General features: G+C 68.7%; 18 protein-coding genes. 8 read left to right on the forward strand and 10 right to left on the reverse strand.

The genetic code is table 11. The features are described from left to right. Positions 1-2 precede the first annotated feature (2 nt). Positions 3-902, forward strand: a complete 900-nt coding sequence (locus C1746_RS14395; RefSeq protein ID WP_116715231.1) for an SMP-30/gluconolactonase/LRE family protein — start codon at positions 3-5, stop codon at positions 900-902. 177 nt (positions 903-1079) lie between these two features. Here C1746_RS14395 and C1746_RS14400 read toward each other — a convergent pair whose 3' ends face one another. Then, the gene (locus C1746_RS14400) at positions 1080-3158 is read right to left on the reverse strand and encodes an ATP-binding protein (protein WP_205711860.1); all 2079 of its coding nucleotides are present in this window, start codon (positions 3156-3158) and stop codon (positions 1080-1082) included. Further along, positions 3155-4750, reverse strand: coding sequence for an acyl-CoA carboxylase subunit beta (locus tag C1746_RS14405; protein WP_116715232.1), 1596 nt, complete (start codon positions 4748-4750; stop codon positions 3155-3157). The genes C1746_RS14400 and C1746_RS14405 overlap by 4 nt, the downstream gene beginning before the upstream one ends. Positions 4751-4787: 37 nt before the next feature. On the opposite strand from C1746_RS14405, the gene C1746_RS14410 reads away from it, so the two are divergent. Continuing rightward, entirely contained in the window at positions 4788-5300 is a 513-nt protein-coding gene (locus C1746_RS14410) for a hypothetical protein (RefSeq protein ID WP_116715233.1), read from the forward strand. A 6-nt stretch (positions 5301-5306) separates the two neighbouring features. On the opposite strand, the gene C1746_RS14415 is transcribed toward C1746_RS14410, so the two are convergent. Both C1746_RS14415 and C1746_RS14420 read right to left on the reverse strand, forming a co-directional pair. Next, the gene (locus C1746_RS14415; RefSeq protein WP_162867765.1) at positions 5307-6137 is read right to left on the reverse strand and encodes an ABC transporter permease; all 831 of its coding nucleotides are present in this window, start codon (positions 6135-6137) and stop codon (positions 5307-5309) included. Continuing rightward, positions 6134-7168 (reverse strand): ATP-binding cassette domain-containing protein, encoded by a 1035-nt coding sequence (locus C1746_RS14420; RefSeq protein WP_116715734.1) that lies wholly within the window; start codon positions 7166-7168, stop codon positions 6134-6136. The genes C1746_RS14415 and C1746_RS14420 overlap by 4 nt, the downstream gene beginning before the upstream one ends. 87 nt (positions 7169-7255) lie before the next feature. Between C1746_RS14420 and C1746_RS14425 the strand changes: the two genes are divergently transcribed. After that, the gene (locus tag C1746_RS14425; RefSeq protein WP_116715235.1) at positions 7256-8662 is read left to right on the forward strand and encodes an MFS transporter; all 1407 of its coding nucleotides are present in this window, start codon (positions 7256-7258) and stop codon (positions 8660-8662) included. Here the strand turns inward: C1746_RS14425 and C1746_RS14430 are convergent. Continuing rightward, complete coding sequence (locus C1746_RS14430; RefSeq protein WP_116715236.1) at positions 8659-10662, reverse strand: S9 family peptidase; 2004 nt, start codon at positions 10660-10662, stop codon at positions 8659-8661. The two genes, C1746_RS14425 and C1746_RS14430, sit on opposite strands and share 4 nt — an antisense overlap. Positions 10663-10983: 321 nt before the next feature. On the opposite strand from C1746_RS14430, the gene C1746_RS14435 reads away from it, so the two are divergent. The 3 genes from C1746_RS14435 to glpK all read left to right on the forward strand — a co-directional run bounded on the left by C1746_RS14435 (position 10984) and on the right by glpK (position 15884). Further along, positions 10984-11640 (forward strand): DUF6882 domain-containing protein, encoded by a 657-nt coding sequence (locus C1746_RS14435; RefSeq protein ID WP_116715237.1) that lies wholly within the window; start codon positions 10984-10986, stop codon positions 11638-11640. Between the two features lie 62 nt (positions 11641-11702). Beyond that, the gene (leuS, locus tag C1746_RS14440) at positions 11703-14321 is read left to right on the forward strand and encodes a leucine--tRNA ligase (RefSeq protein ID WP_116715238.1); all 2619 of its coding nucleotides are present in this window, start codon (positions 11703-11705) and stop codon (positions 14319-14321) included. 42 nt (positions 14322-14363) lie between these two features. Continuing rightward, entirely contained in the window at positions 14364-15884 is a 1521-nt protein-coding gene (gene glpK, locus C1746_RS14445; RefSeq protein WP_116715239.1) for a glycerol kinase GlpK, read from the forward strand. A gap of 9 nt (positions 15885-15893) precedes the next feature. Here glpK and pfkA read toward each other — a convergent pair whose 3' ends face one another. Continuing rightward, positions 15894-16862: a 6-phosphofructokinase gene (gene pfkA / locus C1746_RS14450; RefSeq protein ID WP_414627955.1), complete on the reverse strand. Its 969-nt coding sequence runs from the start codon at positions 16860-16862 to the stop codon at positions 15894-15896. A 177-nt stretch (positions 16863-17039) separates the two neighbouring features. Here pfkA and C1746_RS14455 point away from each other — a divergent pair, with 177 nt between their 5' ends. Next, on the forward strand, positions 17040-19019 hold the full coding sequence (locus tag C1746_RS14455; protein WP_162867766.1) for a M13 family metallopeptidase: 1980 nt from the start codon (positions 17040-17042) through the stop codon (positions 19017-19019). Between the two features lie 18 nt (positions 19020-19037). Here C1746_RS14455 and C1746_RS14460 read toward each other — a convergent pair whose 3' ends face one another. Beyond that, the gene (locus tag C1746_RS14460; protein WP_116715242.1) at positions 19038-19847 is read right to left on the reverse strand and encodes an ABC transporter permease; all 810 of its coding nucleotides are present in this window, start codon (positions 19845-19847) and stop codon (positions 19038-19040) included. After that, positions 19844-20827 (reverse strand): ATP-binding cassette domain-containing protein, encoded by a 984-nt coding sequence (locus tag C1746_RS14465; protein ID WP_116715735.1) that lies wholly within the window; start codon positions 20825-20827, stop codon positions 19844-19846. Before C1746_RS14465 ends, C1746_RS14460 begins: the two co-directional genes overlap by 4 nt. A 149-nt stretch (positions 20828-20976) precedes the next feature. Between C1746_RS14465 and C1746_RS14470 the strand changes: the two genes are divergently transcribed. Continuing rightward, positions 20977-22476, forward strand: coding sequence for an MFS transporter (locus C1746_RS14470; protein WP_116715243.1), 1500 nt, complete (start codon positions 20977-20979; stop codon positions 22474-22476). Here C1746_RS14470 and C1746_RS14475 read toward each other — a convergent pair. After that, complete coding sequence (locus tag C1746_RS14475; RefSeq protein WP_116715244.1) at positions 22452-22898, reverse strand: GtrA family protein; 447 nt, start codon at positions 22896-22898, stop codon at positions 22452-22454. The two genes, C1746_RS14470 and C1746_RS14475, sit on opposite strands and share 25 nt — an antisense overlap. Before the next feature lie 81 nt (positions 22899-22979). Continuing rightward, entirely contained in the window at positions 22980-23720 is a 741-nt protein-coding gene (locus tag C1746_RS14480; RefSeq protein WP_116715245.1) for a lysophospholipid acyltransferase family protein, read from the reverse strand. Positions 23721-23755: the final 35 nt, after the last annotated feature.

Consider the following 23755-nt stretch of genomic DNA (forward strand, 5'->3'; position numbering starts at 1 on the left):
GCATGGACCGCACACTGACCAGGTTGACCGATGGCGGTCACTTCTACGAGGGTCCGCGGTGGCGCGACGACCGCTGGTACGTGAGTGACTTCTACGCCCACGAGGTCTTCACCATCACGCCTGACGGGCACCGTGAGACGATCATGGAGGTGCCCGGCCAGCCGTCAGGCCTCGGGTGGCTGCCCGACGGCTCGATGCTGGTGGTGAGCATGACGGACCACACGGTGCTGCGACGGGCCCTGGACGGACAGGTCAGCGTGCACGCCGACATCAGCGAGCACTGCGGCGGGAAGGCCAACGACATGGTCGTGGACGCCAGCGGGAGGGCCTTCATCGGGAACTTCGGCTTCGACCTGATGGCCGGCGCCGACCCGGTGACTGCCACGCTGGTCCGGGTGGACCCGGATGGGGCGGTCACGGCGGTCGCCAACGACCTGTACTTCCCCAATGGGAGCGTCATCCTGCCGGACGAGGTCACCTTGGTGGTGGGCGAGTCGATCGGGTGTCGCTACACCGCGTTCACGATCGGCGACGACGGCTCGTTGACGGACCGGCGGGTGTGGGCGCAGCTGGCGCCGACCCCACCGCTGGCCACGTTCGAGGAGACGCTGGCCGCGACTGCCGTCGCGCCGGACGGCTGCACCCTGGACGCGGAGGGACAGATCTGGGCGGCCGACGCCCTGGGTGCCCGGGTGATCCGGGTGGCTGAGGGCGGCGAGATCACCGACCAGATCACCATGCCGGAGGGGCTCGGTGCCTTCGCCTGCCAGCTCGGAGGGCCGGAGGGGACGACGCTGCTGATCTGTTCGGCGCCGGACTTCGCCGAGCAGGCGCGGGAGGCGGCCAGGGAAGCCGTCCTGTTCACGGTCGACGTGGGTGTGATGGCGGCCGGCCGGCCCTAGTGGTCCGTAGTTCAAATCTCTTTGGCATCCGCGGCCCCCGCATCACCGCTGGACTGCGTTGCGCTCGCTTGAATGACCCGCCATGCGGCGGCTTCGCGCGCCTTGCCAGCGGCGCGCGGCTGACCGCGGCTGGCGCAAAGATCTTCTCCTACAGACCACTATCAGCTGGACTGGCCTTCAGAGGATGCGGGCGAGGGTGTCGCCCCCCGCCACCTGAGCTCCCTCCGAGACCAACAGTGACTCGACGGTCCCGGCGTGCGGGGCGGTGACCCGGTGCTCCATCTTCATGGCCTCGAGCACCATGACGAGATCGCCCTCCTCGACCTCATGACCCTCCGCCACCGCCACGCGCAGGACCGTCCCGGGCATCGGTGCGTCCAGGTCCCCCGGTGCCACCTCGGCCGCGGCGCTCGGGAACCGGGGGAGCTGCATCAGCGTGGCGGAACCGAGTGGTGAGTCCACCGCCCACCGCCTCGACTCGTCGCCGTACGAGACGTCGTGACCGTCTGGCAGCTCGCTGACCCGCAGCGTCCACTGTCGCCCGTCGAGTGTCAGCGAGACCGCGTCGCCGTCAACCCGAACATCGCTCACCCGGACCCGCGGGCCATGACCTGGCTCGTCAGCCCCCGCGGCCGTACGGGACACGTCCACGATCAGCTCGTCACCCTCGGGACGGTATGAGACCGTGACCGTCGATCCTGCCGAGCCCTCGAAGGCCACGGCTGTTCCAGCGGTCGGGTTGTTGCGCCAGCCGGTCGGGATCGACTCCTGGACGCGTCGCTGTGCGGAGCGGCGCGCCCGACCCGCCAGGGTTGCCCCGATCAGATGCAGCCGTTGTGCGTCCGCCGACGGCTCCGGGTCCAGCACCGCCGGATCCAGTCGATCGATGAAGCCGGTGTCGAGTGTTCCCGCGACCATCTCCTCATGGGCCAGCATCCCGATCAGGGCGTCGCGGTTGGTCCGGAGACCGTGCAGGCGGGTCTGGGACAGCTCGCGGCCGAGCAGCCGCAGCGCGTCCGCCCGGGAGGACCCGTGCGCGATCACCTTGGCGATCATCGGGTCGAAGTGGGGGCCGATCTCGTCGCCGGTCTCGACACCGGTGTCCCAGCGGGTCCCCGGTCCATTCGCCGGCTCGAGCAGCTCGACGGGGCCGGTGACGGGCAGGAATCCGGTAGCGGGGTCCTCGGCGTACAGCCGGGCCTCCACCGCGTGCCCGGCCAGGCGCAGATCGTCCTGACCGAACGGTAGCGGCCGCCCCTCGGCCACCTCGAGCTGCAGTCGGACCAGGTCGAGCGGGACACCATCGGACCGGGCCCAGGCCAGCTCGGTCACGGGATGCTCGACCTGCAGCCGCGTGTTCATCTCGAGGAAGAAGAACTCCGGCCCGCCCTCGGCCGTCGGCTGGGACGCCACGAACTCGACCGTCCCCGCACCGACGTAGTCGACCGCCCGGGCAGCCGCCACCGCTGCGTGGCCCAGCCGCTCCCGTGTCTCGGGGTCGACGGCCGGCGAGGGTGCCTCCTCGATCACCTTCTGGTGGCGGCGTTGGATCGAACACTCCCGCTCGCCCAGGTGGACGGTGGCGCCGCGGCCATCGGCGAAGACCTGCACCTCGATGTGGCGCGGACGCTCGATGAAGCGCTCGAGGAAGACCCGGTCGTCTCCGAAGGCCGAGGCGGCCTCGCGCCGCGCCGCCTCGACCGCGTCGGCCAACGCCTCGGGCGAGGTGACGATCCGCATCCCCTTGCCGCCACCTCCTGCGGCCGCCTTGACGATGAGCGGGTAGCCGACCTCAGCGGCCGTGTCCGGATCCGTCACGGAGGGGAGGACCGGGACACCTGCCTCCGCCATCAGCTGCTTGGCGGAGATCTTGTCGCCCATGGCCGCGATGGCCTGGGCCGGCGGGCCGACCCAGGTCAGGCCGGCGTCGGCGAACGCCGTGGCGGCGTCGGCTCGCTCGGAGAGGAAGCCGTAGCCGGGGTGGATCGCGTCGGCCTCACTCGTATGGGCCGCCGCGATGATCGCCGGGATGTCCAGGTAGGTCTGCCCGGCGGTGACGCCGTCGAGGCCGACCGATTGGTCGGCCAGGCGGACGTGCCGCGCGTCGGCATCACCCTGCGAGTAGACCGCGACAGCCTCGATGCCCATCGTCCGGCAGGTCCGGATGATGCGGCAGGCGATCTCGCCACGATTGGCGATGAGCAGCCGGCGGATCGGCCCGACGGGTGAGCCAGGCTCAGCAGGCGTGGCGCTCAATGCCGGAACACCCCATAGCTGCCGGTCCCCGCGATGGGGGCGGAGTGTGCGGCAGACAGGGCGATGGCGAGCACCGTGCGCGTGTCACGTGGATCGATGATCCCGTCGTCCCACAGTCGGGCCGTGGCGTACAGGGCCGTTGACTGCCGCTCGATCTCAGCCTCGAACGCTGCGGTCATCTGGTCGGCGGCGTCGGTGTCCACCTCTTGCCCGGACTTCTTCATCCGCGCTTCCATGACGATCCGCATGACCCCGGCCAGCTGCTTTGCACCCATCACGGCGATCTTGTGGTTCGGCCAGGTGAACAGGAATCGTGGGTCGTACGCCCGTCCACACATGCCGTAGTTGCCCGCCCCGAACGAGGCGCCGATCATGACCGTCAGGTGGGGGACCTCGGAGTTGGCCACCGCATTGATCAGCTTCGCACCGTCCTTGATGATCCCGCCCTGCTCGTAGGCCGTGCCGACCATGAAGCCCGTGATGTTCTGGAGGAAGACCAGCGGGGTGTTCGTCGCGTTGCAGAGCTGGATGAACTGCGAGCCCTTCTGCGACTCGGGGCTGAACAGGATGCCGTTGTTGCCGAGGATTCCGACCGGGTACCCGTGCAGGGTGGCCCAGCCGCAGATCAGCTGGGGCCCATACCGGGGTTTGAACTCCTCGAAGCGGGAGCCATCGGTGATCCGCCCGATGACCTCACGGACGTCGAATGGCACTCGGATGTCGGCTGAGCCGATGCCGAGCAGCTCGTCCGGGTCGTGGACGGGCTCCTCGACGTCCGAGGCCGGCGCGGGACCAGCTTTGCGCCAGTTGAGGTGGGCGACGATCTGTCGGCCGATGCGGATGGCGTCGAGTTCGTCGGCTGCCAGGTAGTCGGCGACCCCACTGACCGAGGCGTGCATGGCCGCTCCACCGAGGGACTCCTCCTCCGCGTCCTCGCCGGTCGCCATCTTCACCAGTGGCGGGCCACCGAGGTAGACCCGCGCCTGCTGGTCGACCATGACCGAGTAGTCGCTCATGCCGGGGATGTAGGCGCCGCCGGCGGTGCTCGGGCCGAACACGAGGGAGATGGTCGGGATGCCGGCCTTGGAGAGCTGCGTGAGGTTCTTGAACGAGGCGCCACCCGGGACGAAGATCTCGGCCTGCTTCGGCAGGTCGGCGCCGCCGGACTCCGTGAGGTTGATCAGCGGGAGGCGGTTGGCTGCGGCGATCTCCGCCAGGCGGAGTGACTTCTGGAGGCCGTAGGGGTTGACCGAGCCGCCCTTGACCGTGGGGTCGGAGGCGGAGATGGCGCACTCGACCCCACTCACCACGCCGATGGCCGAGACGCTGGAGCCCCCGACGGTGTACTCGGTCCCGTTGGCTGTGAGCGTGGACAACTCGAGCAGTGCGCTGTCACGGTCGACGAGCAGCTCGATGCGTTCGCGGGGGAGGAGGCGGCCACGCTCCCGGTGTCGCGTGACGTACTTGGGACCGCCGCCGGCGTTGGCCTCTTGGGTCAGGCGGTCCAGTTCGGCCAGCAGGTCGAGCATGCCGGCCCGGTTGGCCTGATACTCGGCGCTGGTCGGGTCGGTCGTCGAGGTCAGGACGTCCATGTGGGTTCGCAGCCTACGAGATGGGAACAGATCCCCCATGGGTTCGTTCGCGCAGCGCATCATCTCCGACGACCGCATCGCTGTTGCGCCAGCCCGAGTCCACGAGGTGCTCAGCACGCCGGAGATGTTGGCTGAGCTGACGCCACTGGTCGCGTCGATCGACGTGCACCTGGCTGGGCCGGACGGTGATCGGTGGACCTGGCAGCTGAGCGGCGTGAACGCGCTCGGGATCCGGGCTGCACCCTCCTTCACGACCCTCATGGACATCGGCGAGCAGGCCATCATCTTCGCGCCCGAGCCGGGTACCGACGAGCGGGCCATGGCGAGCGGGAGGATCGACGTCACGGCCGGGTCGACGATGGAGGAGACGGTCGTCGCGATCGACCTGATCGCGACGGTGGAGCTGCCGCTGCCTCAGTTGGCGCGGCGAGCCGTCAAGTCGGTGATGTTCCAGACCATGAAGGTCGGTGGCACGCGGTTCGCCGAGAACCTCCTGCGCCACCTGGGCGATCCCTGGCATCGCGGCCTGAACGTCCGCGATCCGGGCTGAGCGTCGCTACTCGAGCTTGCGGAACTGGTAGACGCTCAGCGGGATGAAGAGCGCCAGGATCCCGATGGTCCAGATGACCGTCAGCAGCACCGGCTGCGCGACCGGGCCGGTCACGGCAAGACCCCGTGCGGCGTCTGCTGCCGCGGTGATGGGGGAGTTGCGAGCGATGAAGGCCAACCACTCGACGGGGATGCTCTCCGGTGGCACGAAGACGCTGGAGACGAACGACAAGGGGAAGGCGGCCACGAAGGCAGCCGATTGGGCGGACTCCGCACCCGGGACGTTGAGGGCGACGAAGACGAAGACCCAGGACAAGCCGTAGCCCAGGAGCGCCACGATGAGCACGGACCCGATGGCGCCGAGGATGCTGGTGAACCGGAAGCCCACCGCCACGCCGAAGACGGTCATCAGTAGGATCACCGCTGCCGCGCGGACGAGGTCGGCGATGGTGCGGCCGATGAGGACGCCGGCGCGCGACATCGGCAGCGATCGGAACCGGTCGATGACGCCCTTCTCCAGGTCTTCGGCCAGGCCCACCGCCGTCGTGGTCATCCGGAACACCGTCGACTGGATGAAGATGCCCGGCAAGACGAACGAGAGGTAGTTGGGGAACCCGTCCGGGAGTGAGCCGCTGACCGCCCCGTCGAAGATGTAGCCGAACAGCAGGACGAACATGACCGGCTGGATCGTGGAGAAGACCAGCAGGCGCGGCAGCCGCGTGAAGTGCTTGAGGTTCCGCTTGCCGATGGTCCAGCCGTCGGCCAGCGCAGCGATGACGCCGGTGCGGTGACGCTGCTCGATCGCGTCGGTGGACAGCAGTTGCTGGGTCGTGCTCACGCTGCGGTCCCTCCAGAGCGCTCTGACGTGGCGGATGGGGCGCCGTTCTCGTCTCCCGTCAGTTGCAGGAACACCTCGTCCAGGGAGGCCCGACGCAGACCGAGGTCGTTGACCACGATGTTCGCCTCGCGCAGGGCACCGGCGACCTGCTGGACGGTTCGCAGACCGTCGTCGGACGTCGTGGGCACCTCGAGGTCCGCAGTCGGGGCGGTCACGCCGTGTCCCGTCAGGCCGACCTTCTGCAAGGCCTGGCAGGCCGCCGGGATGTCGTCGGAGCTGCCGAGCAGGATCTCGACGGTGATCCCCCCTGCGGCCTCCTTGAGCTCATCGCCGGTGCCGTCGGCGATGATCTTGCCGGCGTCGATGACCACGATGCGGTTGGCGAGCTGGTCGGCCTCCTCCAGGTACTGGGTCGTGAGCAGCAGTGTCGTGCCTTCGCTGACCAGCTCGCGGATCACGTCCCACATCTCGTTGCGGGTGCGGGGGTCGAGGCCGGTCGTGGGCTCGTCGAGGAAGAGGAGCTTCGGCGGCAGGATGACGCTGGAGGCGAGGTCCAGCCGTCGGCGCATGCCGCCGGAGTAGGTGGCGGCACGCCGGTCGGCCGCGTCGCCCAGCGAGAACCGCTCCAGCAGCTCGTCGGCTCGGGCCTGGGCGGACGCCGGCGTCAGCTGGAGCAGCTCGGCGAACATCAGAAGGTTCTCGCGGCCGGTGAGCAGCCCGTCGACGGCAGCGTACTGGCCGGTGAGGGAGATCTGTTCGCGAACCCGATGCGGGTCCGCGGTGACATCGGTGCCGAAGATCCTGGCATAGCCATCGGTGGGGCTGAGCAGGGTGGCGAGGACGCGGACGAGGGTGGTCTTGCCGGCGCCGTTGGGTCCCAGCAGGCCGACGACACCGCCTGGCTTGACCGTCAGGTCGACGCCATCCAGGGCCCGTGTGGTGCCAAAGACCTTGGTGACACCGGCGACTTCGATGGCTGGAACGGTATTCGCTTGTCTGGAGCCGCCCGCATCGTCCGGAGTTGTCTTCACCCGCACGAGCCTACCCACCGCCTCCCAGGGACTGCTCGTTCCCCTGGGTCGGGTTCCGCTGCACCAAGCTGTACTCTCCCGACCCTGATGACGACCGCCTCGGACCCGACGCAAACGGGCCTGGCTGGTGACGGTGACGGGCACCCCTCGGAGACCTCCGGGATAACGGGGATGTGGCCGCTGTTCGTCGGCCTCGGGCTCCTGATGATCGGCAACGGTCTGAACGGCGCGGTCATCGGGGTCCGATCTGCCAGTGAGGGATTTGGCCTCACCATCACCGGTGTGATCATGGCCGGCTTCTTCGCAGGGTTCCTCCTGGCGCCCACGGTCGTATTCAGACTGCTCAGGACGGTGGGCCACGTCCGCGTGTTTGCCGGGCTGGCGTCCACTGCATCCAGCGCGGTCCTGGTGCACGCCATCGCTGTGTTCCCGGCGTCGTGGACGGCGATGCGCTTCATCTTCGGCTTCTGCGTCGCTGGGCTGTACATCGTGATCGAGTCGTGGTTGGCGGAGATGACGACAGCCGCCAATCGCGGCCGGGTCATGGCCATCTACATGATCGTGTGGTTGGCCGGGCTCGGCGCCGGCCAGTACCTCATCGCACTCGGTGACCCGACCACCTTCCGCCTCTTCATCGTCTCCTCGGTCCTCGTCTCGATGTCGCTGGTGCCGATCACCCTCAAGTCGAGCACGGCGCCACCATCCGAGTCGGCTGAGAAGGTGTCCGTTCTCGAGCTCATCCGCATCGTCCCGACAGGTGTGATCGGCTCGTTCATGGGAGGCGCAACGGCTGGCATCCTGCTCGGGTTGGGAGCGGTGTACGCCACGGCGGTCGGTCTGTCGCTCGACCGAACCGGGACGTTCCTCGTGGCTCCGATGATCGGAGCGATGATCTTGCAGTGGCCGATAGGGCGGCTGTCGGACAGGGTCTCGCGCCGCCTCGTCATCTTCTTCGTGGCGCTGATCGGCCTGGCCACCTCGGGCAGCCTTGCCCTGATCCCTTCTCAAAGCGTCCTGGTGCTCGTGCTGATGGCGGCGCTCGGGGGGACGCTGTTCCCGCTGTACTCGCTGATCGTGTCGTACACCATCGACTGGGTGCCGCCCGGTAAGGTGAGCGGAGCTGCGGCGAAGCTGATCGGGATCAACGGATCGGGAGCGTTCCTGGGCCCGCTGGCCGCCGCACCGCTCATGTCGGTCTACGGTCCGAGTTGGTTCTTCTGGTGCATGGCCGTGGCCTTCGGCGTCGTCGTCGCCTACCTGGCGTGGCGTCTGGTGGTCAAAGAGGCGATGCCTCGCGAACTGCAGAAGCAGTTCGTGCCCTTCCCTGCCAGGGCCGGGGCTCTCGCGATGTCGATGACGGTCGAGAGCGTCCGTCAGGCGACCAAGATCGCCGCCGGGAGGGGTATCAGGATCCGTCGACACATGGCCAAGGACACGTCCCCAGCGTCGGACGGCGGCGACATCGGATCCGAGGTGCGGCCGCCACGTCGTTAGGTTCCCGGGACGAACTCCGGCAAGTCGATCTCATCCGCTGGATCGAAGCCCAAGATGCGCCCGTAGAAGGCCAGCCGCGCCTCCAACGAGCGGGCCACGTTCTGGGGCTGGCGGAAGCCGTGCTGCTCACCCTCGAACAGCAGGTAGGCGTGCGCGATGCCGCGCTCCGCCATCGCGTCGACCATCACCTCCGACTGCGACGGCGGGACCACCCTGTCCTCATCGCCCTGCAGGACGATCATCGGCGTCCGCAGGGTGTCGACGTGGGTGATGGGGGAGCGGTCGATGTAGACCTGCTCCTCCTGCGGCCAGCTGCCGACCATGGAGTCGAGGTAGCGGCTCTCGAACTTGTGGGTGTCGGTTGCCAGGGCGCGGAGGTCGGAGACGCCGAACAGGCAGCCGCCCGCCGCGAAGACATCGGTGGTGCAGAGCGCCAGCAGGGTCGTGTACCCACCGGCACTCCCGCCCTCGATGATGAACCGGTCGGGGTCGGCCAGGCCCTGGTCGGCCAGGTGGCGGGCGGCGGCGACGCAGTCGGTCAGGTCGTGCAGCCCCCAGTTGCCGCGGAGCGAGTCTCGGTAGGCCCGGCCGTACCCGACCGACCCGCGATAGTTGACGTCGACGACGGCGAACCCCCGTGATGCCCAGTACTGCGCCGTGGGCTGCAGGGAGGTGCTGGCCATACCTGTCGGCCCGCCATGCGTGAGCACGATCAGCGGAGGCGCCTGATCGTCCGGGCCACGGTGGGAGGCCGACGTCGGCGGGTAGTACAGGACGTGCGCCTCGGCGGTGCCATCCTCGGTCGGGAACGTGATCGGCTCAGGGACCGCCCCGACCCGGGTGGCCGGCGATGTCGGGATCTGGCTGAGGATCTCCGTCGTGCCAGAGGTGGGATCGATGCGCACCACGTTCGTCGTGACGCTCGGTCCGCCGGCGATCGCGATGACCTGGTCGCCCTGCCCGACGGCGTTGCCGATGCTGGCATAGGGACCGGTGTCGACCGGCTCTCCTCGGGTGACCGGTTCCGCCGACGCCGCAGGGATGCGCCGAAGATGCCGAAAGCCGCCCTCGAACGTCGTCGCCAGCAGTTGACCGTCGTCGAGGGCCACCAGCACGGCAGGAACCGCCCAGCGGACGATCCCGCTGTCGAGCGGCTCCTCCTGCAGCCGGGTGACGCCGTCGGTGGCCGTCCAGGCGTAGACGTTCCACCAGCCGTCGGGATCGTCGGAGAACACCAGACGCTCGTCGTCGGTCCAGATGGCATCGCACACGGCGCTGTCCGCGCCATCGCTGCCCGAGCCCGCCCCGCCGGCGATGTGGACCGGCTCGCCCACCCCCGCCGACGTCAGTGGCGCCGTCCACAGCTGCGCGGTGTCCCACGGCATGTCCGGGTGGTTCCACTGCACCCAGGCGATCGCCGTGCCGGACGGGTTGACCCACGGTCCGCCGACGAAATCAGGGCCGGTGACGAGCACCGTCGTCTCGCCCGAGTCGAGGTCGACGCGGACGATCTCGTTGACGGCCTCCTCCGCCCCGTGGATGTTGATGTTGGCCCGGGGTCGATCGGCACCGTGGGTCTCCCGCACGGCCAGGAAGGCGTCGCCGCCGGGCAGCACCTGCATCCCCGCCCAGCGGATGCCGGCCGGCTCGGCTGGCTCGGGCGTCACGGGGAGGGCGGACCCGCCGTCCAACCGGTACACGCGCTGATCGGTGAAGTTGCTGGCCACGATCACACCGTGGCCGGCGCCGAGTGCTCCGCCGCCGTACTCCTGCACCCGCGTGCGGGCGTTGAACTCCGGCGGGGTGTGCACTTCGATCACGCCGTCCCCGCCGCGCGACCGGACGGCGTAGCGGCCGTGGTTGTCCGGGTCGCTCTGCAACCACAGGACCCGGTCCCCGTCCACGCGCACGTCGGCGAACGAGGCAGAGGCCCCCGCCAGATCCGCGGCCGAGAGAGGTGAGGGCCAGGTCCCGTAGGGCGCAACGGCTGAGGTGGTCATGATCCCGACTCTAGTGGTCCGTAGGAGAAGATCTTTGCGCCAGCCGCGGTCAGCCGCGCGCCGCTGGCAAGGCGCGCGAAGCCGCCGCATGGCGGGTCATTCAAGCGAGCGCAACGCAGTCCAGCGGTGATGCGGGGGCCGCGGATGCCAAAGAGATTTGAACTACGGACCACTAGGCTCCTCTCCGACCCGCGGGCCCGATCTCTGAGCCGGACGGCTCAGCGTGCTGCAGTTGCGCGATCGCGCAGTTCTTCGGCCAGGGGCGAGGATCTCCACGATCGCGCCGAATCGAGCGCGAGGGCGACCCGTAGGCTGGCGACCATGCTCATCCTGGACCTGGCCGCCGAGCACGTCCCCGCCACCTTGCTGCGACAGCAACGACTCGCGGCCCTGGTCGGGGACCGGGTCCTGGACGTCGACCTCGACTCCGGTGTCGCCCGCTTCGAGGCCGAGGGAGACGATGCCGATCCGCTCACCTTCGATTTGCAGGTCATCGGCAGCGTCAACGAGGCCGAGCAGTCCTTCACCTGGGGCTGGGCCACCGGCGGCGATCCTCGCCTGGTCACCGGCGTGGCCGCTCTGCGGGACTACGGCGTGGAGCATAACGTGGCCGAGCTCACCGAGGCCATCTGGCACACCGACGACGTCGACCCCTTCCTGCTGGCCGCCATCGCCCGCGGCTGGTGCCAGGCCGACGCGATGTACCGGGCCCCCGCGCCGGGTGGCGCCGTGTACCTGCTCCTCGGCGACGTCGACCTGCCCCCGGCGACCGCGCCCCAGGTGGTCCAGGCACTGACCACGGGGATCGCGCTGACCCCCATGGACCATCGGGCCGCCGCTCTCTCGCTCTTCGGCGACAACGGCTTCTCCGTCACCGGCATGGATGACCTCGTCGTGGCGAGCGTCGACGGTCAACTGGTCAACGTCGTCTACACCGAGGACGGCACGATCGCCGACGTGACGGTCAGCCGCCTCTAGGACCAGACGCGCGTCCCGGCCGCCAGCGCCACGGAAACGGCCCGATCGCTACCCTCGGCGCCATGTCGGAGACCACCCACCTGTACAACCCGAGCGACATCGAGCCCAAGTGGCAGCGGTACTGGGAGGAGGGGCAGACCTTCCGGGCCACCGAGGACCCCGACCGGCCCAAGTACTACGCGATGCCGATGTTCCCCTACCCCTCGGGTAGCGGCCTCCACGTCGGCCACCCGGAGAGCTACACGGCCGTCGACCTCGTCGCCCGGTACAAGCGGATGAGGGGGTTCAGCGTCCTCCACCCGATGGGCTTCGACGCCTTCGGCCTTCCCGCCGAACGCGCCGCCCAGCGGGACGGGATCCACCCGGGGGTCATCACCGACCAGCGGATCGAGTACTTCACCACCCAGATGAAGGCCATCGGGTTCTCCTACGACTGGTCCCGGGAGGTCGTCAGCTCGCACGCCGACTACTACCGCTGGACCCAGTGGATCTTCCTCAAGCTGTACGAGAAGGGCCTGGCCTACCTGGAGGACGTCCCCGTCTGGTGGTGTGCGGCGCAGGGAACCGTGCTCGCCAACGAAGAGGTGGTCGACAACCGCTACGTCGAGACCGGCGATCCGGTCGAGCGGCGCAACATGCGGCAGTGGATGCTGCGCATCACCGACTACGCCCAGGAGCTGCTGGACGATCTGGACAGCGAGGGCTTGCAGTGGCCCGAGGGGGTCCTCGAGATGCAGCGCCAGTGGATCGGTCGGTCCGAGGGGGCGGAGGTGACGTTCCGGGTCGCCGGTCAGGACGATGACGAGGACGATCGGAGCTTCCTGGTCTACACCACGCGGCCGGACACGCTGTTCGGTGCCACGTACTGCGTGCTGGCGCCCGAGCACGAGCTGGTCGCCGAGATCACCACCCAGGCGCAGCGCGAGACCGTTGAGGCCTACGTCGCGCAGGCCACCAGCAAGTCCGAGCTGGACCGGCAGATGGGTGGCGAGCGCAACAAGACCGGTGTCTTCACCGGCGCCTACGCCATCAATCCGGTGAACGACGAGCGGGTGCCGATCTGGGTCGCTGACTACGTCCTGGCCACGTACGGCACCGGCGCGATCATGGCCGTCCCGGCCCACGACGAGCGGGACCACGCCTTCGCCCGCACCTTCGGCCTGCCGATCGTCCCCACCTACACGGTGCCGGACGGCCATGACATCCAGGCCGAGGTGTACGTCTCCACGAGCGAGACGGTGGTCAACTCCGGGCAGTTCGACGGCATGACGACGGCTGAGATGATGCCGGCCATCATCGATTGGCTCGAGGAGCACGGTCACGGCGAGCGGCGGGTCAACTTCAAGCTGCGGGACTGGCTGTTCTCGCGGCAGCGCTACTGGGGTGAGCCCTTTCCGATCCTGCACATCACCGACGAGGACGGGACGCCCACTGGTGAGATCGTGCCAGTCCCGTACGAGGATCTGCCGGTCGAGCTGCCACACGTGGACGAGTACAAGCCCACGACCACGGGCGAGCCACCGCTGGCCCGCGCCACCGAGTGGCTGCACACCACCGCGCCTGATGGTCGCCCGGCGTTGCGGGAGACCAACACGATGCCCCAGTGGGCCGGCTCCTGCTGGTACTACCTGCGCTACACCGACCCTGACAACACCACGGCGCCGTGGAGCCAGGACCGCGTCAACTACTGGGGTGCCGTCGACCTGTACATCGGTGGGGTCGAGCACGCCGTGCTGCACCTGCTGTACGCCCGCTTCTGGCACAAGGTCCTGCACGACCTGGACCTGGTCCCCACGCGCGAGCCGTTCATGCGCCTGGCCAACCAGGGGGACATCCTGGCCAACAGCTACCGCGAGAGCGGCGGCAAATATCACCACCCCGACGACGTCGAGGAGCGCCCCGGCTCGCCGGTCACCATGACGAGCGCCCACGACCAGTCCGAGGTGACGACCACCTTCTACGTCCGAGGAACCGACACGCCGGTCGAGCAGAAGGCCGGGAGGATGGGCAAGAGCCTCAACAACGGCGTGGACCCGATGGATGTCATCGCCCGGTACGGCGCCGACAGCCTGCGCCTGTACGAGATGTTCATGGGCCCGCTGGAGCAGACCAAGGTGTGGAACACCAGCGGGGTCGAGGGTGTCCACCGGTTCCTGTCGCGTGTCTGGCGCCTGTTCATCGACACCGACACCGGGGCGCTGCGGGAGATGGCCGCCGAGACCTCTCGTGAGCAGCTCCGCGCGCTGCACACCGCCATCCGCGAGACCACGACCGGGATCGAGGACCTGAAGGTCAACACGCCGATCGCCAAGATGATGGAGCTGGTGAACACCTGCTCGGGCGAGACCATGGCCAGGCCGGAGATGGAGCAGTTCCTGCTCATCCTCTCGCCCTACGCGCCGCACCTGGCGGAGGAGCTGTGGTCCCGGATGGGCCACGACACCACGCTCGCCTACGAGGCCTGGCCGGAGTGGGACGAGGCGGCCTTGGCCGTGGACTCGATCACCATCGCGATCCAGGTGCAGGGCAAGCTGCGCGGCACCGTCGAGGTACCGAGTGAGGCGTCGAAGGATGACATCCTGGCGGCGGCGAAGGACGAGGTCGCAGACCACCTGGACGGCAAGGAGATCCGCAAGGAGATCGTGGTCCCCGGCCGTCTGGTCAACTTCGTCGTCGGGTAGGTTCCCTCTTCCACGCCAGCGACGAGGCCAGGAAGAGTTGCCATGAGTGAGTTCGTAGCCGCCATCGACCAGGGAACCACCAGCAGCCGGATGATGATCTTCGATCACGGCGGCGCCGCCGTCGCACGTGGTCAACTCGAGTTCGAGCAGATCCTGCCCCAGGCCGGGTGGGTGGAGCACGACCCGGTGGCGATCTGGGACTCGGTGCGGGACGCCATCGGCGCCTGCCTGTCCGGCGACATCTCCGCTGAGCAGTTGGCCGCCGTCGGCGTCACGAACCAGCGCGAGACCACCGTCGTGTGGAACCCCACGACCGGCGAGCCGTACCACAACGCCATCGTGTGGCAGGACACCCGCAACGACCGGCTCGTGAGCCGCCACAAGAACGAGGGGCACGAGGAGATCGTGAAGGCCAAGGCCGGGCTGCCGGTCGCCACCTACTTCGCAGGAGGCAAGATCGAGTGGCTGTTCGAGCACGTCGACGGCCTGCGGGAGGCGGCGCACAACGGCGAGGCGGTCTTCGGGACCACCGACACGTGGGTGCTGTGGAACCTGACCGGCGGGACGGACGGCGGTATCCACGTCACCGACGTCACCAACGCCTCCCGGTCGATGCTGATGGATCTGACGACGCTCGACTGGGACGACGAGCTGTTGGAGCTCTTCGGCATCCCGCGCGAGATGCTGCCGGAGATCAAGGCATCCTCCGAGCCTGACTTCTACGGCGTCACCCGAGCTGACGGACCGTTCGGCCGGGAGCTGCCGCTCTGCGGGATCCTCGGGGACCAGCAGGCCGCCACCGTCGGCCAGGTCTGCTACGACAAGGGTGAGGGGAAGAACACCTACGGCACCGGCAACTTCATGCTGCTCAACACCGGTACCACGCCGGTGCCGAGCGAGAACGGTCTGCTGACGACGCTCGGGTACAAGTTCGGCGACGACGACCCCGTCTACTGCCTCGAGGGGTCAATCGCCGTCACCGGCAGCTCGATCCAGTGGCTCCGTGACCAGCTGGGCATCATCGACGACGCAGCGGAGTCCGAGGCTCTGGCGAACGAGGTCGACGACACCGGCGGCATGGTCTTCGTCCCCGCGTTCAGCGGCCTGTTCGCGCCCTACTGGGACTCGGCGGCTCGTGGCGTGATGGTCGGGATGTCACGCTTCAACACCAAGGCCCACGTGGCCCGCGCGGCGCTCGAGGCGGTCTGCTACCAGTCGAAGGACGTCGCAATCGCCATGCAGCAGGACTCCGGTGTGGAACTCGACGTCATGAAGGTCGACGGCGGCATGACGTCCAATGACACCCTCATGCAGATGCAGGCCGACATCGCCGGCGTCCCGGTCTCCAAGCCCGTCGTGGCCGAGACGACCGCACTGGGCGCCGCCTACGCCGCCGGACTGGCGACCGGCTTCTGGTCGGGGACCGACGAGCTGCGGGACAACTGGCTGGAGGACAAGCGCTGGGAGCCGCAGTGGAGCGACGACCAGCGCGAGGCCGGCTACGACCGCTGGAAGCGAGCCATCGAGCGCACCCGCGACTGGGTGGACGTCGAGGACGCGTAGCCTGGCCGGCTAGCGGGCCAGGCGGTCCATCAGCGCGAGCAGGCCGCCGAAGTCACGGTCGTCGGTCGTCCACGTCTCCTGGAACGGTGTCCGGATGATCTCCAGCTTCCGCTCGCCGATCATCACCTCGTTGTCGCCGTCCAACAGCGCCGTGACGGCGCCGTCACCCAGCCGCGCACCGAGGATCCGGTCCCGCATCGTCGGCGCGCCGCCACGCTGCATGTGTCCGAGGGTCGAGACCCGGTAGTCCAGCTCAGTGGCCTCGCAGATCCGCTGGGCCACCCCGAAGGCTCCACCCTCCCGCTCGCCCTCGGCGACGACCACGATGCAGAACCGCTTGCCCAAGGCGAACGACTCGACCACCTTGCGGCGGATGTTGTCCTCGTCCCAGTCGCTCTCGGGCACCAACACGGCCGTGGCGCCGCCGGACAGGCCCGAGTACAGCGCGATCCAGCCGGCATTGCGGCCCATCACCTCGATGAAGAAGAGTCGGTTGTGGCTGGCGGCTGTGTCACGGATCTTGTCGATCGCCTCGAGGGCCGTGTTCACGGCAGTGTCGAACCCGAGGGTGAAGTCCGTGCCGGAGAGATCGTTGTCGATCGTTCCCGGCACGCCGACGACGTTGAAGCCGTGTTCCTGGCTGAGCAACTCCGCCCCGTGCATCGATCCGTCCCCACCGATCACGACCACCGAGTCAACACCGGCGTTGCGCAGGTTGGTCGCGGCCTTCGCCCGTCCCTCCTCGGTGTAGAACTTCTTGGAGCGGGCCGTCCCGAGGACGGTGCCGCCCAGTTGGATGATTCCGCTGACGTCTCGGGCGTCCAGTGGTCGGATCTGACCCTGGATCATGCCCCGGTAGCCGTCGCTGACCCCGACACAGCCGACACCCGCGGCGTCCGCGGCCCTGGCGACGGCACGGACGGCCGCGTTCATGCCGGGAGAGTCCCCTCCGCTGGTCAGGACGGCGATGCGGCGAATCGAGGTCATGGCGCGGACTTTCACGTTGCTGGGCCGGGTGTGGTCGCTCGTCACGGTAGCCCAAACCACGCGTGACATGTTGCACCAGCCCTGCGGAGAGCAGGCTTCCTGCAACATGTCACGCCATGGGACACAGTAGAGGCGCCCATCGTCCCGCCGACGGCCAGGAGCCTGCTTGTGACCACCACCGACCAACCCCCGATCGTGAGCGAGTTGGATCCGTCGACGCGCCCCCAGGATGACCTCTTCGGTCACGTCAACAACGCCTGGATCAGCACCACGTCCATCCCGGAGGACCGCTCCACCTACGGGTCGTTCGACATCCTCCGCGACCAGGCCGAGATCGATGTGCGGCAGATCATCGAGGAGGCGGCGAAGGCCGACGCCCAGGCTGGCTCCGAGGAGCAGAAGATCGGCGACGCCTTCGCCTCGTTCATGGACACCGAGGCCATCGAGGCCGCCGGCGTCCAACCGCTGGAGCCCCTGCTGGAGCGGGTGCGTGCCGTCGGGAATCGGACGGACCTGATGCTGCTGATGGGAGAGTTCGGTCGTGAGGGGATCGGGGGACTTCTGGCGGCTGGCGTTTGGATCGACCGGGGCAACCCCAAGCGGTATCTGGTCCACATCGGTCAGTCGGGACTCGGGTTGCCCGACGAGTCCTACTACCGCCTCGACGAACACGCGGAGATCAGAGCGGCCTACGTCGGCCACCTCGCTCGGATGATGGTCCTCACCGAGGTGGCGCCCACGGAGTCCCACGGAACGGCGATCGCCGAGCAGGTCATGGCGCTGGAGACCCAGATCGCCGCGGCGCACTGGGATCGCACCGCCATGCGGGACACCGTGAAGACCTACAACCTGACCACCGCGGAGGCGCTGGAGAAGGCACTGCCGGGGGCCGGCACCTGGTTGGGCGCCATGGGTGTCACCGAGGCCGGTCGCGCGGAGGTGGTCGTCGGCCAGCCCGACGTCGTGGCCGCGATGTCGGAGCTCCTCGACAGCGAGCCCCTGGAGGAGTGGAAGACATGGTTGACCTGGCGGGTCATCCGCGGCATGTCCCGGCTGCTGAACGAGGATCTGGTCGAGGAGTCCTTCGACTTCTATGGCCGGACCCTGACCGGTGCGCCGGAGTTGCGACCGCGGTGGAAACGTGGTGTCGCCCTGGTCGAGAGCCTGCTGGGTGAGCTGGTGGGCCGGCTCTACGTCGAGCGTCACTATCCCGAACGGTCACAGGAGCAGATGGCGGTCCTGATCGACCACCTCATTGCGGCCTACGACGAACGGATCACCGGCCTCGAGTGGATGGCGGAGGAGACCCGGGCGCGCGCGATCGAGAAGCTCCGTGCCTTCACGCCGAAGGTCGGCAAGCCCGTGAAGTGGAAGGACTACTCGGCCCTCCAGATCGACCCAAAGGACCTGTTGGGCAACGTCCGTCGGGCCAACGCGATCGAGAGCGATCGCGAGCTGGCCAAGCTCGACGGGCCGGTGGACCGCGATGAGTGGTTCATGACCCCGCAGACCGTGAACGCCTACTACAACCCGACCATGAACGAGATCGTGTTCCCGGCCGCGATCCTCCAACCCCCGTTCTTCGACCCGGACCGGGACCCGGCGTACAACTACGGCGGGATCGGCGCGGTCATCGGTCACGAGATCGGGCACGGCTTCGACGACCAGGGATCGAAGTACGCCGGTGACGGGAGCCTGTCGAACTGGTGGACTGACGAGGACCGCGAGCGCTTCGACGCCAAGGTGCAGGCGCTGATCGAGCAGTACGACGACTACAGCCCCCGTGAGGTCTCGGGCGACCAGACGGTCAACGGTGCACTGACCGTGGGCGAGAACATCGGCGACCTGGGCGGGGTCGCGGTCGCGTTCCACGCCTACCGGCTGTTCGTCGAGCAGGAGCTCGGCGGAGAGGCGCCCGTGATCGACGGCTTGACCGGGGACCAACGGTTCTTCATCGGCTGGTCAGCGGTGTGGCGCGTCGTTTCTCGTGAGCAGGAGGCGCTCCGTCGCCTGACCGTCGACCCGCACTCGCCGCCGGAGTTCCGCGCCAACGTCGTCCGCAACGTCGATGCCTTCCATCAGGCGTTCGAGACGTCCGAGGGTGACGGGCTCTGGCTGGATCCGGCTGACCGGGTCGACATCTGGTAGCCCCCGGCTCCTCGTTTGTCAGCTGCGCTCCGTCGTCCGCTGGAACTGGCGAGACGACAGCGGCACGAAGATCACCAGGATGATCACCGTCCAGATCAGGGTGTAGAGGACGGGGTTCTGCAACGGCCAGTCATCGGGCGGCGCCGCTAACGGGTTGGTGTTGCCGAACAGCTCCCGGGCCGCCTGGGTGACCGCGGACACCGGATTCCACGCCGCCAAGGTCCGCAGCGGCTCCACCAGCGTCTCCAACGGGACGAAGGCGTTGGAGATGAACGTCAGTGGGAAGATCACGACGAACGAGGCGTTGTTCACGACCTCGGGCGAGGGGACCAGCAGACCGACGTAGGCCATCACCCAGCTGAACGCGTAGGCGAACAGCAGCAGCAGCAGGAACCCACCCAGCCCCTCCAGCACGGAGGTCGTGATCCGCCATCCGACCACCAGGCCCGTGAGCGACATGACGATCAGGACCAGGACGTTGTTGACCACGTCACTGGCGGTGCGGCCCGCCAGCACGGCGGACCGGGCCATCGGCAACGAGCGGAACCGGTCGATGATGCCCTTCTGGATGTCCTCTGCGAGTCCGGCCCCCGTCAGCGTTGCGCCGAAGACGACGGTCTGAGCAAAGATGCCGCCGATGAGGAAGGTCCGGTAGCTGCCGCCGTCCGGCACATCGATCGCGCCGCCGAACACGTAGGCGAAGAGCAGCACGAACATGATCGGGCTGATCAAGGTGAAGACCAGCAGGTCGGGGACGCGCTTGATCTTGATGAGGTTGCGCTTGGCGACGACGCCGGCGTCGCGGGCCGTGCGGGCGAGGCTGGTCATGCCGTTGCCTCCTTGGTCGTGTCGGTGCGAGGTTGCTCGCTGCTTGCCTTCTGGCCCGTGAGGGTGAGGAACACGTCGTCCAGCGTCGGTCGCCGCAGCCCGAAGTCGACGACGGCAACGCCCTGCTGATCCAGGTCCGCCATGACATCGCGCAGGGCGCCCATCCCGCCCCCGACCTGTGCGGTCAGCGTCCGCGACTGCGAGCCGATGGCGACGTCGCCGACGGCGACCTTCTGCAGCAGCGACGCGGTCTGCTCGGCCTGTGCGGGGTCCTCGAGGGTGAGCTCGACCCGTTCGCCGCCGATCTGGTCCTTCAGCTCCTCTGCGGTTCCCTGGGCAATCATCCGGCCGTGGTCCATGACGATGATGTTGTCCGCAAGCTGGTCCGCCTCCTCCAGGTACTGCGTGGTCAGCAGGAGGGTGGCACCACGTGACACGAGCTCGCGGATGACCCCCCACAGCTCGTTCCGGGCCCGGGGGTCCAGGCCCGTGGTGGGTTCGTCCATGAACAGGACAGGTGGGCGGGCCACGAGGGCAGCGGCCAGGTCCAGCCGCCGACGCATCCCCCCGGAGTACCCCTTGACCGGGCGGTCACCTGCATCAGCCAAGCTGAACTCCTCGAGGAGTTCACGGGCACGCCGCTTGGCATCCCCCGTCGGCATCCCGTAGAGCTGGCCCACCATCTGCAGGTTCTCCGCGCCCGTCAGGTACTCGTCCACCGCCGCGGACTGGCCCGAGAGGCCGATCTTCTCGCGCACACCCGTGGGATCGGCGAACACATCGACGCCGGCCACCGTCGCCTCGCCCTCGTCGGGCTTGAGCAGGGTCGTCAGGATCCGAACAGCGGTGGTCTTGCCCGCCCCGTTCGGACCGAGAACGCCGAGGACCTGCCCCTCGGGAACGGTCAGGTCGAATCCGTCGAGTGCCGTCACGTCGCCGTAGCGTTTGACCAACCCCCTCGCAGTGATCATCTCTGTCATGTCCGGCAGCGTACGCGGTGCCTGTGACATCGGGTTGAACGTTTGTCCGCGATCAGGTGTCGCGAGGTCCCCACGAACGCCCGGAGTGCTCGTGTCCCTCGGTCGCCGAGCGCCAGGCCACGTAAGGTCCTAGCGGTGAGGACGAACCGGTGACGGCCGACACCGCTGCGGGTGGGATCTTCAGCCCAGCGCTGCGCCGCCAGTCCGTCGCACTGCTGACCACCGTGGGGCTGAGCTCCTTCGAAGCGTTGGCCGCGTCGGCCGCGCTCCCGGCGATCGCTGCCGACCTGGGGGACGTCGCGCTCCTGCCCTGGGTCATCACCGCCTACCTGCTGACCTCCGGGGTCGCGACGGTGGCGGCCGGGGCGTTGGTCGACCGCCACGGCATCGGCCCGGTGTTCCGGTGGTCGATCGTCACCTTCGTCGTCGGGGCAACGCTTGCCGGGCTCGCGCCGTCCATGGCTGGCGTCATCGCGGCCCGCGTGCTGCAGGGCGTCGGATCCGGCGCCGTCACCGCGGTGTCGCTGGCTGCGGTGACGATCGTGTTCCCTGCCCGTCTGGTCAGTCGAGCATTCGCAGCCAACTCGACCGTGTGGGGCGTGATGGGTGTGGCCGGCCCCGCGCTGGCCGCCGGCCTGCTGGCCGTCGCCTCGTGGCGGTGGGTCTTCCTGGTCGCCATCCCGCTCGGGGCGTCAGCCCTGGCACTGGGGTGGCGCAGCCTGCCGGCCACGCCGCCGACGTCGGCTCGCGGCACCGGCGCCCGGCTGAATCCGACCGTCCTGGGCCTGCTCACCGTCGTCAGTGCGAGCCTGCTCTACGCCGTCGATGCGCTGGACTGGACCTCCGCACCGGCCGCGGTGGTGTGTGTCGGTGCCGGCTGGCTGGTCCTTCGTCTTCAGCGTGGGCGTTCCGACGCTCTCGTCGCCCCACGACACGCCATCGACTCGCCGCTCGGTCCCCTGGCGTTCACACCATCGCTGATCCTGGTGGGCGGGATCGGCCTGAGTGCGTTCATGCCCCTGTACCTCGCGGCCGGGCGCGGTATCGCCCAGGCCTCGGCTGCCTGGTCGGTCGTGTTCTTCACCGTCGGTTGGACCCTCGGGGCCAACGTGGCCAGCAGACTGGTGGAGCGCTGGACGCCGCTCGTGGTGACACGCGGCGGCGTCCTGCTGATGCCGCTGGCCCTCAGCGCGTTCGCGGCGGGGGTCCTGCTGGACGGCCCGTTGTGGGTGCTCTTCGCGCTTGCCGTCCTCGGTGGCTCCTCGGCCGGCACGACGACGAACTCAGCGCTGACCATTCTCGGTCGTCTGGCACCCACGGACGAACTCGGACGAGCGACGGCTGCCCATCAGTTCGTCCGAAACACCGGCTTCGCGGTGGGCAACGCGATGGTGGGAGCCGTGATCCTGTTCGTCGTGGCCACCGGCAGCGGTGACGTCGGACTGGTCCAAGAGGTCCTCGCCAGCGCCGGCGAAGGCGCAGAGGGCGCGATGGACGAGGTGGCGGACGCCATCCGGCGGGGGTACGGCGTCGCGGTCGCCATCGGGGCGGCGATCTCGGCCCTCGCCCTCGTCCCCCTCCGACGGGTCGGGCGGGCGCTCCAGACCATCGATGGGCAGGACGGTCAGATGAACACCCAGCGGTCATAGGCCACGAAGGTGCCCAGCGTCCCGATGCCGATGGCCGCGATCTTGGCGAGCACGTACGGCACGCCGAGTGACACGCCGCCGGTGACGATCGCCAGGGTCAGCAGGTAGTTCAGACCCACCACGGTCAAGTACCGCGCGAAGGGCGCTCGCACGGCTGCGACACCGAAGGACCAGGCGCGGTTCAGCGAGAAGTTGTACAGCAGCGCCGTCCAGAACGCGATGGTGGTCGCCACCGGGATGGACACCCCGCCGAGTTCGCGGAGCGACACCAGCAGGCCCAGGTCGATGACGGCGCTCGAGACGCCCACGACCACGAACTTCACCAGCTTGGCCCGCAGGGTCTGCGGGGGCCGCGTCGGCGCCGCCCCCTCCGACGGGGGTGCGTGGGTTGCGGCGGCAGCCGAGGAGACGTTCTGGCTCACGGCCGACCACCGTAGCCACTCCGGCGTCCGGTCAGCGCACGACGTCCAAGCGCACGACGTCCAACCGAACGACGTGGCCGGTCAGGCGGCGACGTCGGGCATGTAGGAGGGGTCGATGGCCTGCAGGTCCCGCGTCGCCTGCTGCAGCAGCTCCTCCTGGACATCACGCAGCGTGCTCGCGTTGGCGCGGTGGTCGTCGCCGTACAGCCACAGCGGCTCGTCGGCCACGCGGACCAACACCGTCCGGCGGCGAAACGGGATCATGCGCGGGAAGCGTCGTGGCCTGGTCCACACCCGCTCGCCACCGACCAGCGCGATCGCCAGGACCGGGACGCCGGAGCCGACGGCCAGACGGCTCACGCCAGTCTTGAAGCGCCCCAGCTGCAGGGGGTTGTCCGGATCCCAGTGCAGGCCCCCTTCGGGCATGATGGCCACGGAGTCGCCGTCCTTCAGCGCCCTGATCGCCGCGTCGAAGGATCCTCGAGGGTCGGTCTTGCGATACACGGGGATCGCATCGATGGCCCTGACCGCCCAGGCGTAGGCCGGCATGCGCCAGAACTCGCTGGCGATCATGACGCGTGCGTACACCCCGTAGTGGCGGAGGGCGACGATCGCGTGGGGGAAGTCGAAGACCGAGCGGTGGTTAGCCGACATGACCCAGTTGTCGTACGCCTGGATCGTGGCGCCGCCGCGGAACTCCCACCTCACGAAGGGGATGGCCATCAGGCGGAAGAGCCCCGCGATCGCGCGGGTGATTGCCAGCGATAGCCAGACGAGGCCACGGTCCTTGGCTGAACGGAAGCGTCCATCAGACGGGTGCACGTCGCCAGGTTACGCGACCGTAGGTTCCCTGCCCG

This window comes from Euzebya tangerina, assembly GCF_003074135.1.
GTDB classification, from domain to species: domain Bacteria; phylum Actinomycetota; class Nitriliruptoria; order Euzebyales; family Euzebyaceae; genus Euzebya; species Euzebya tangerina.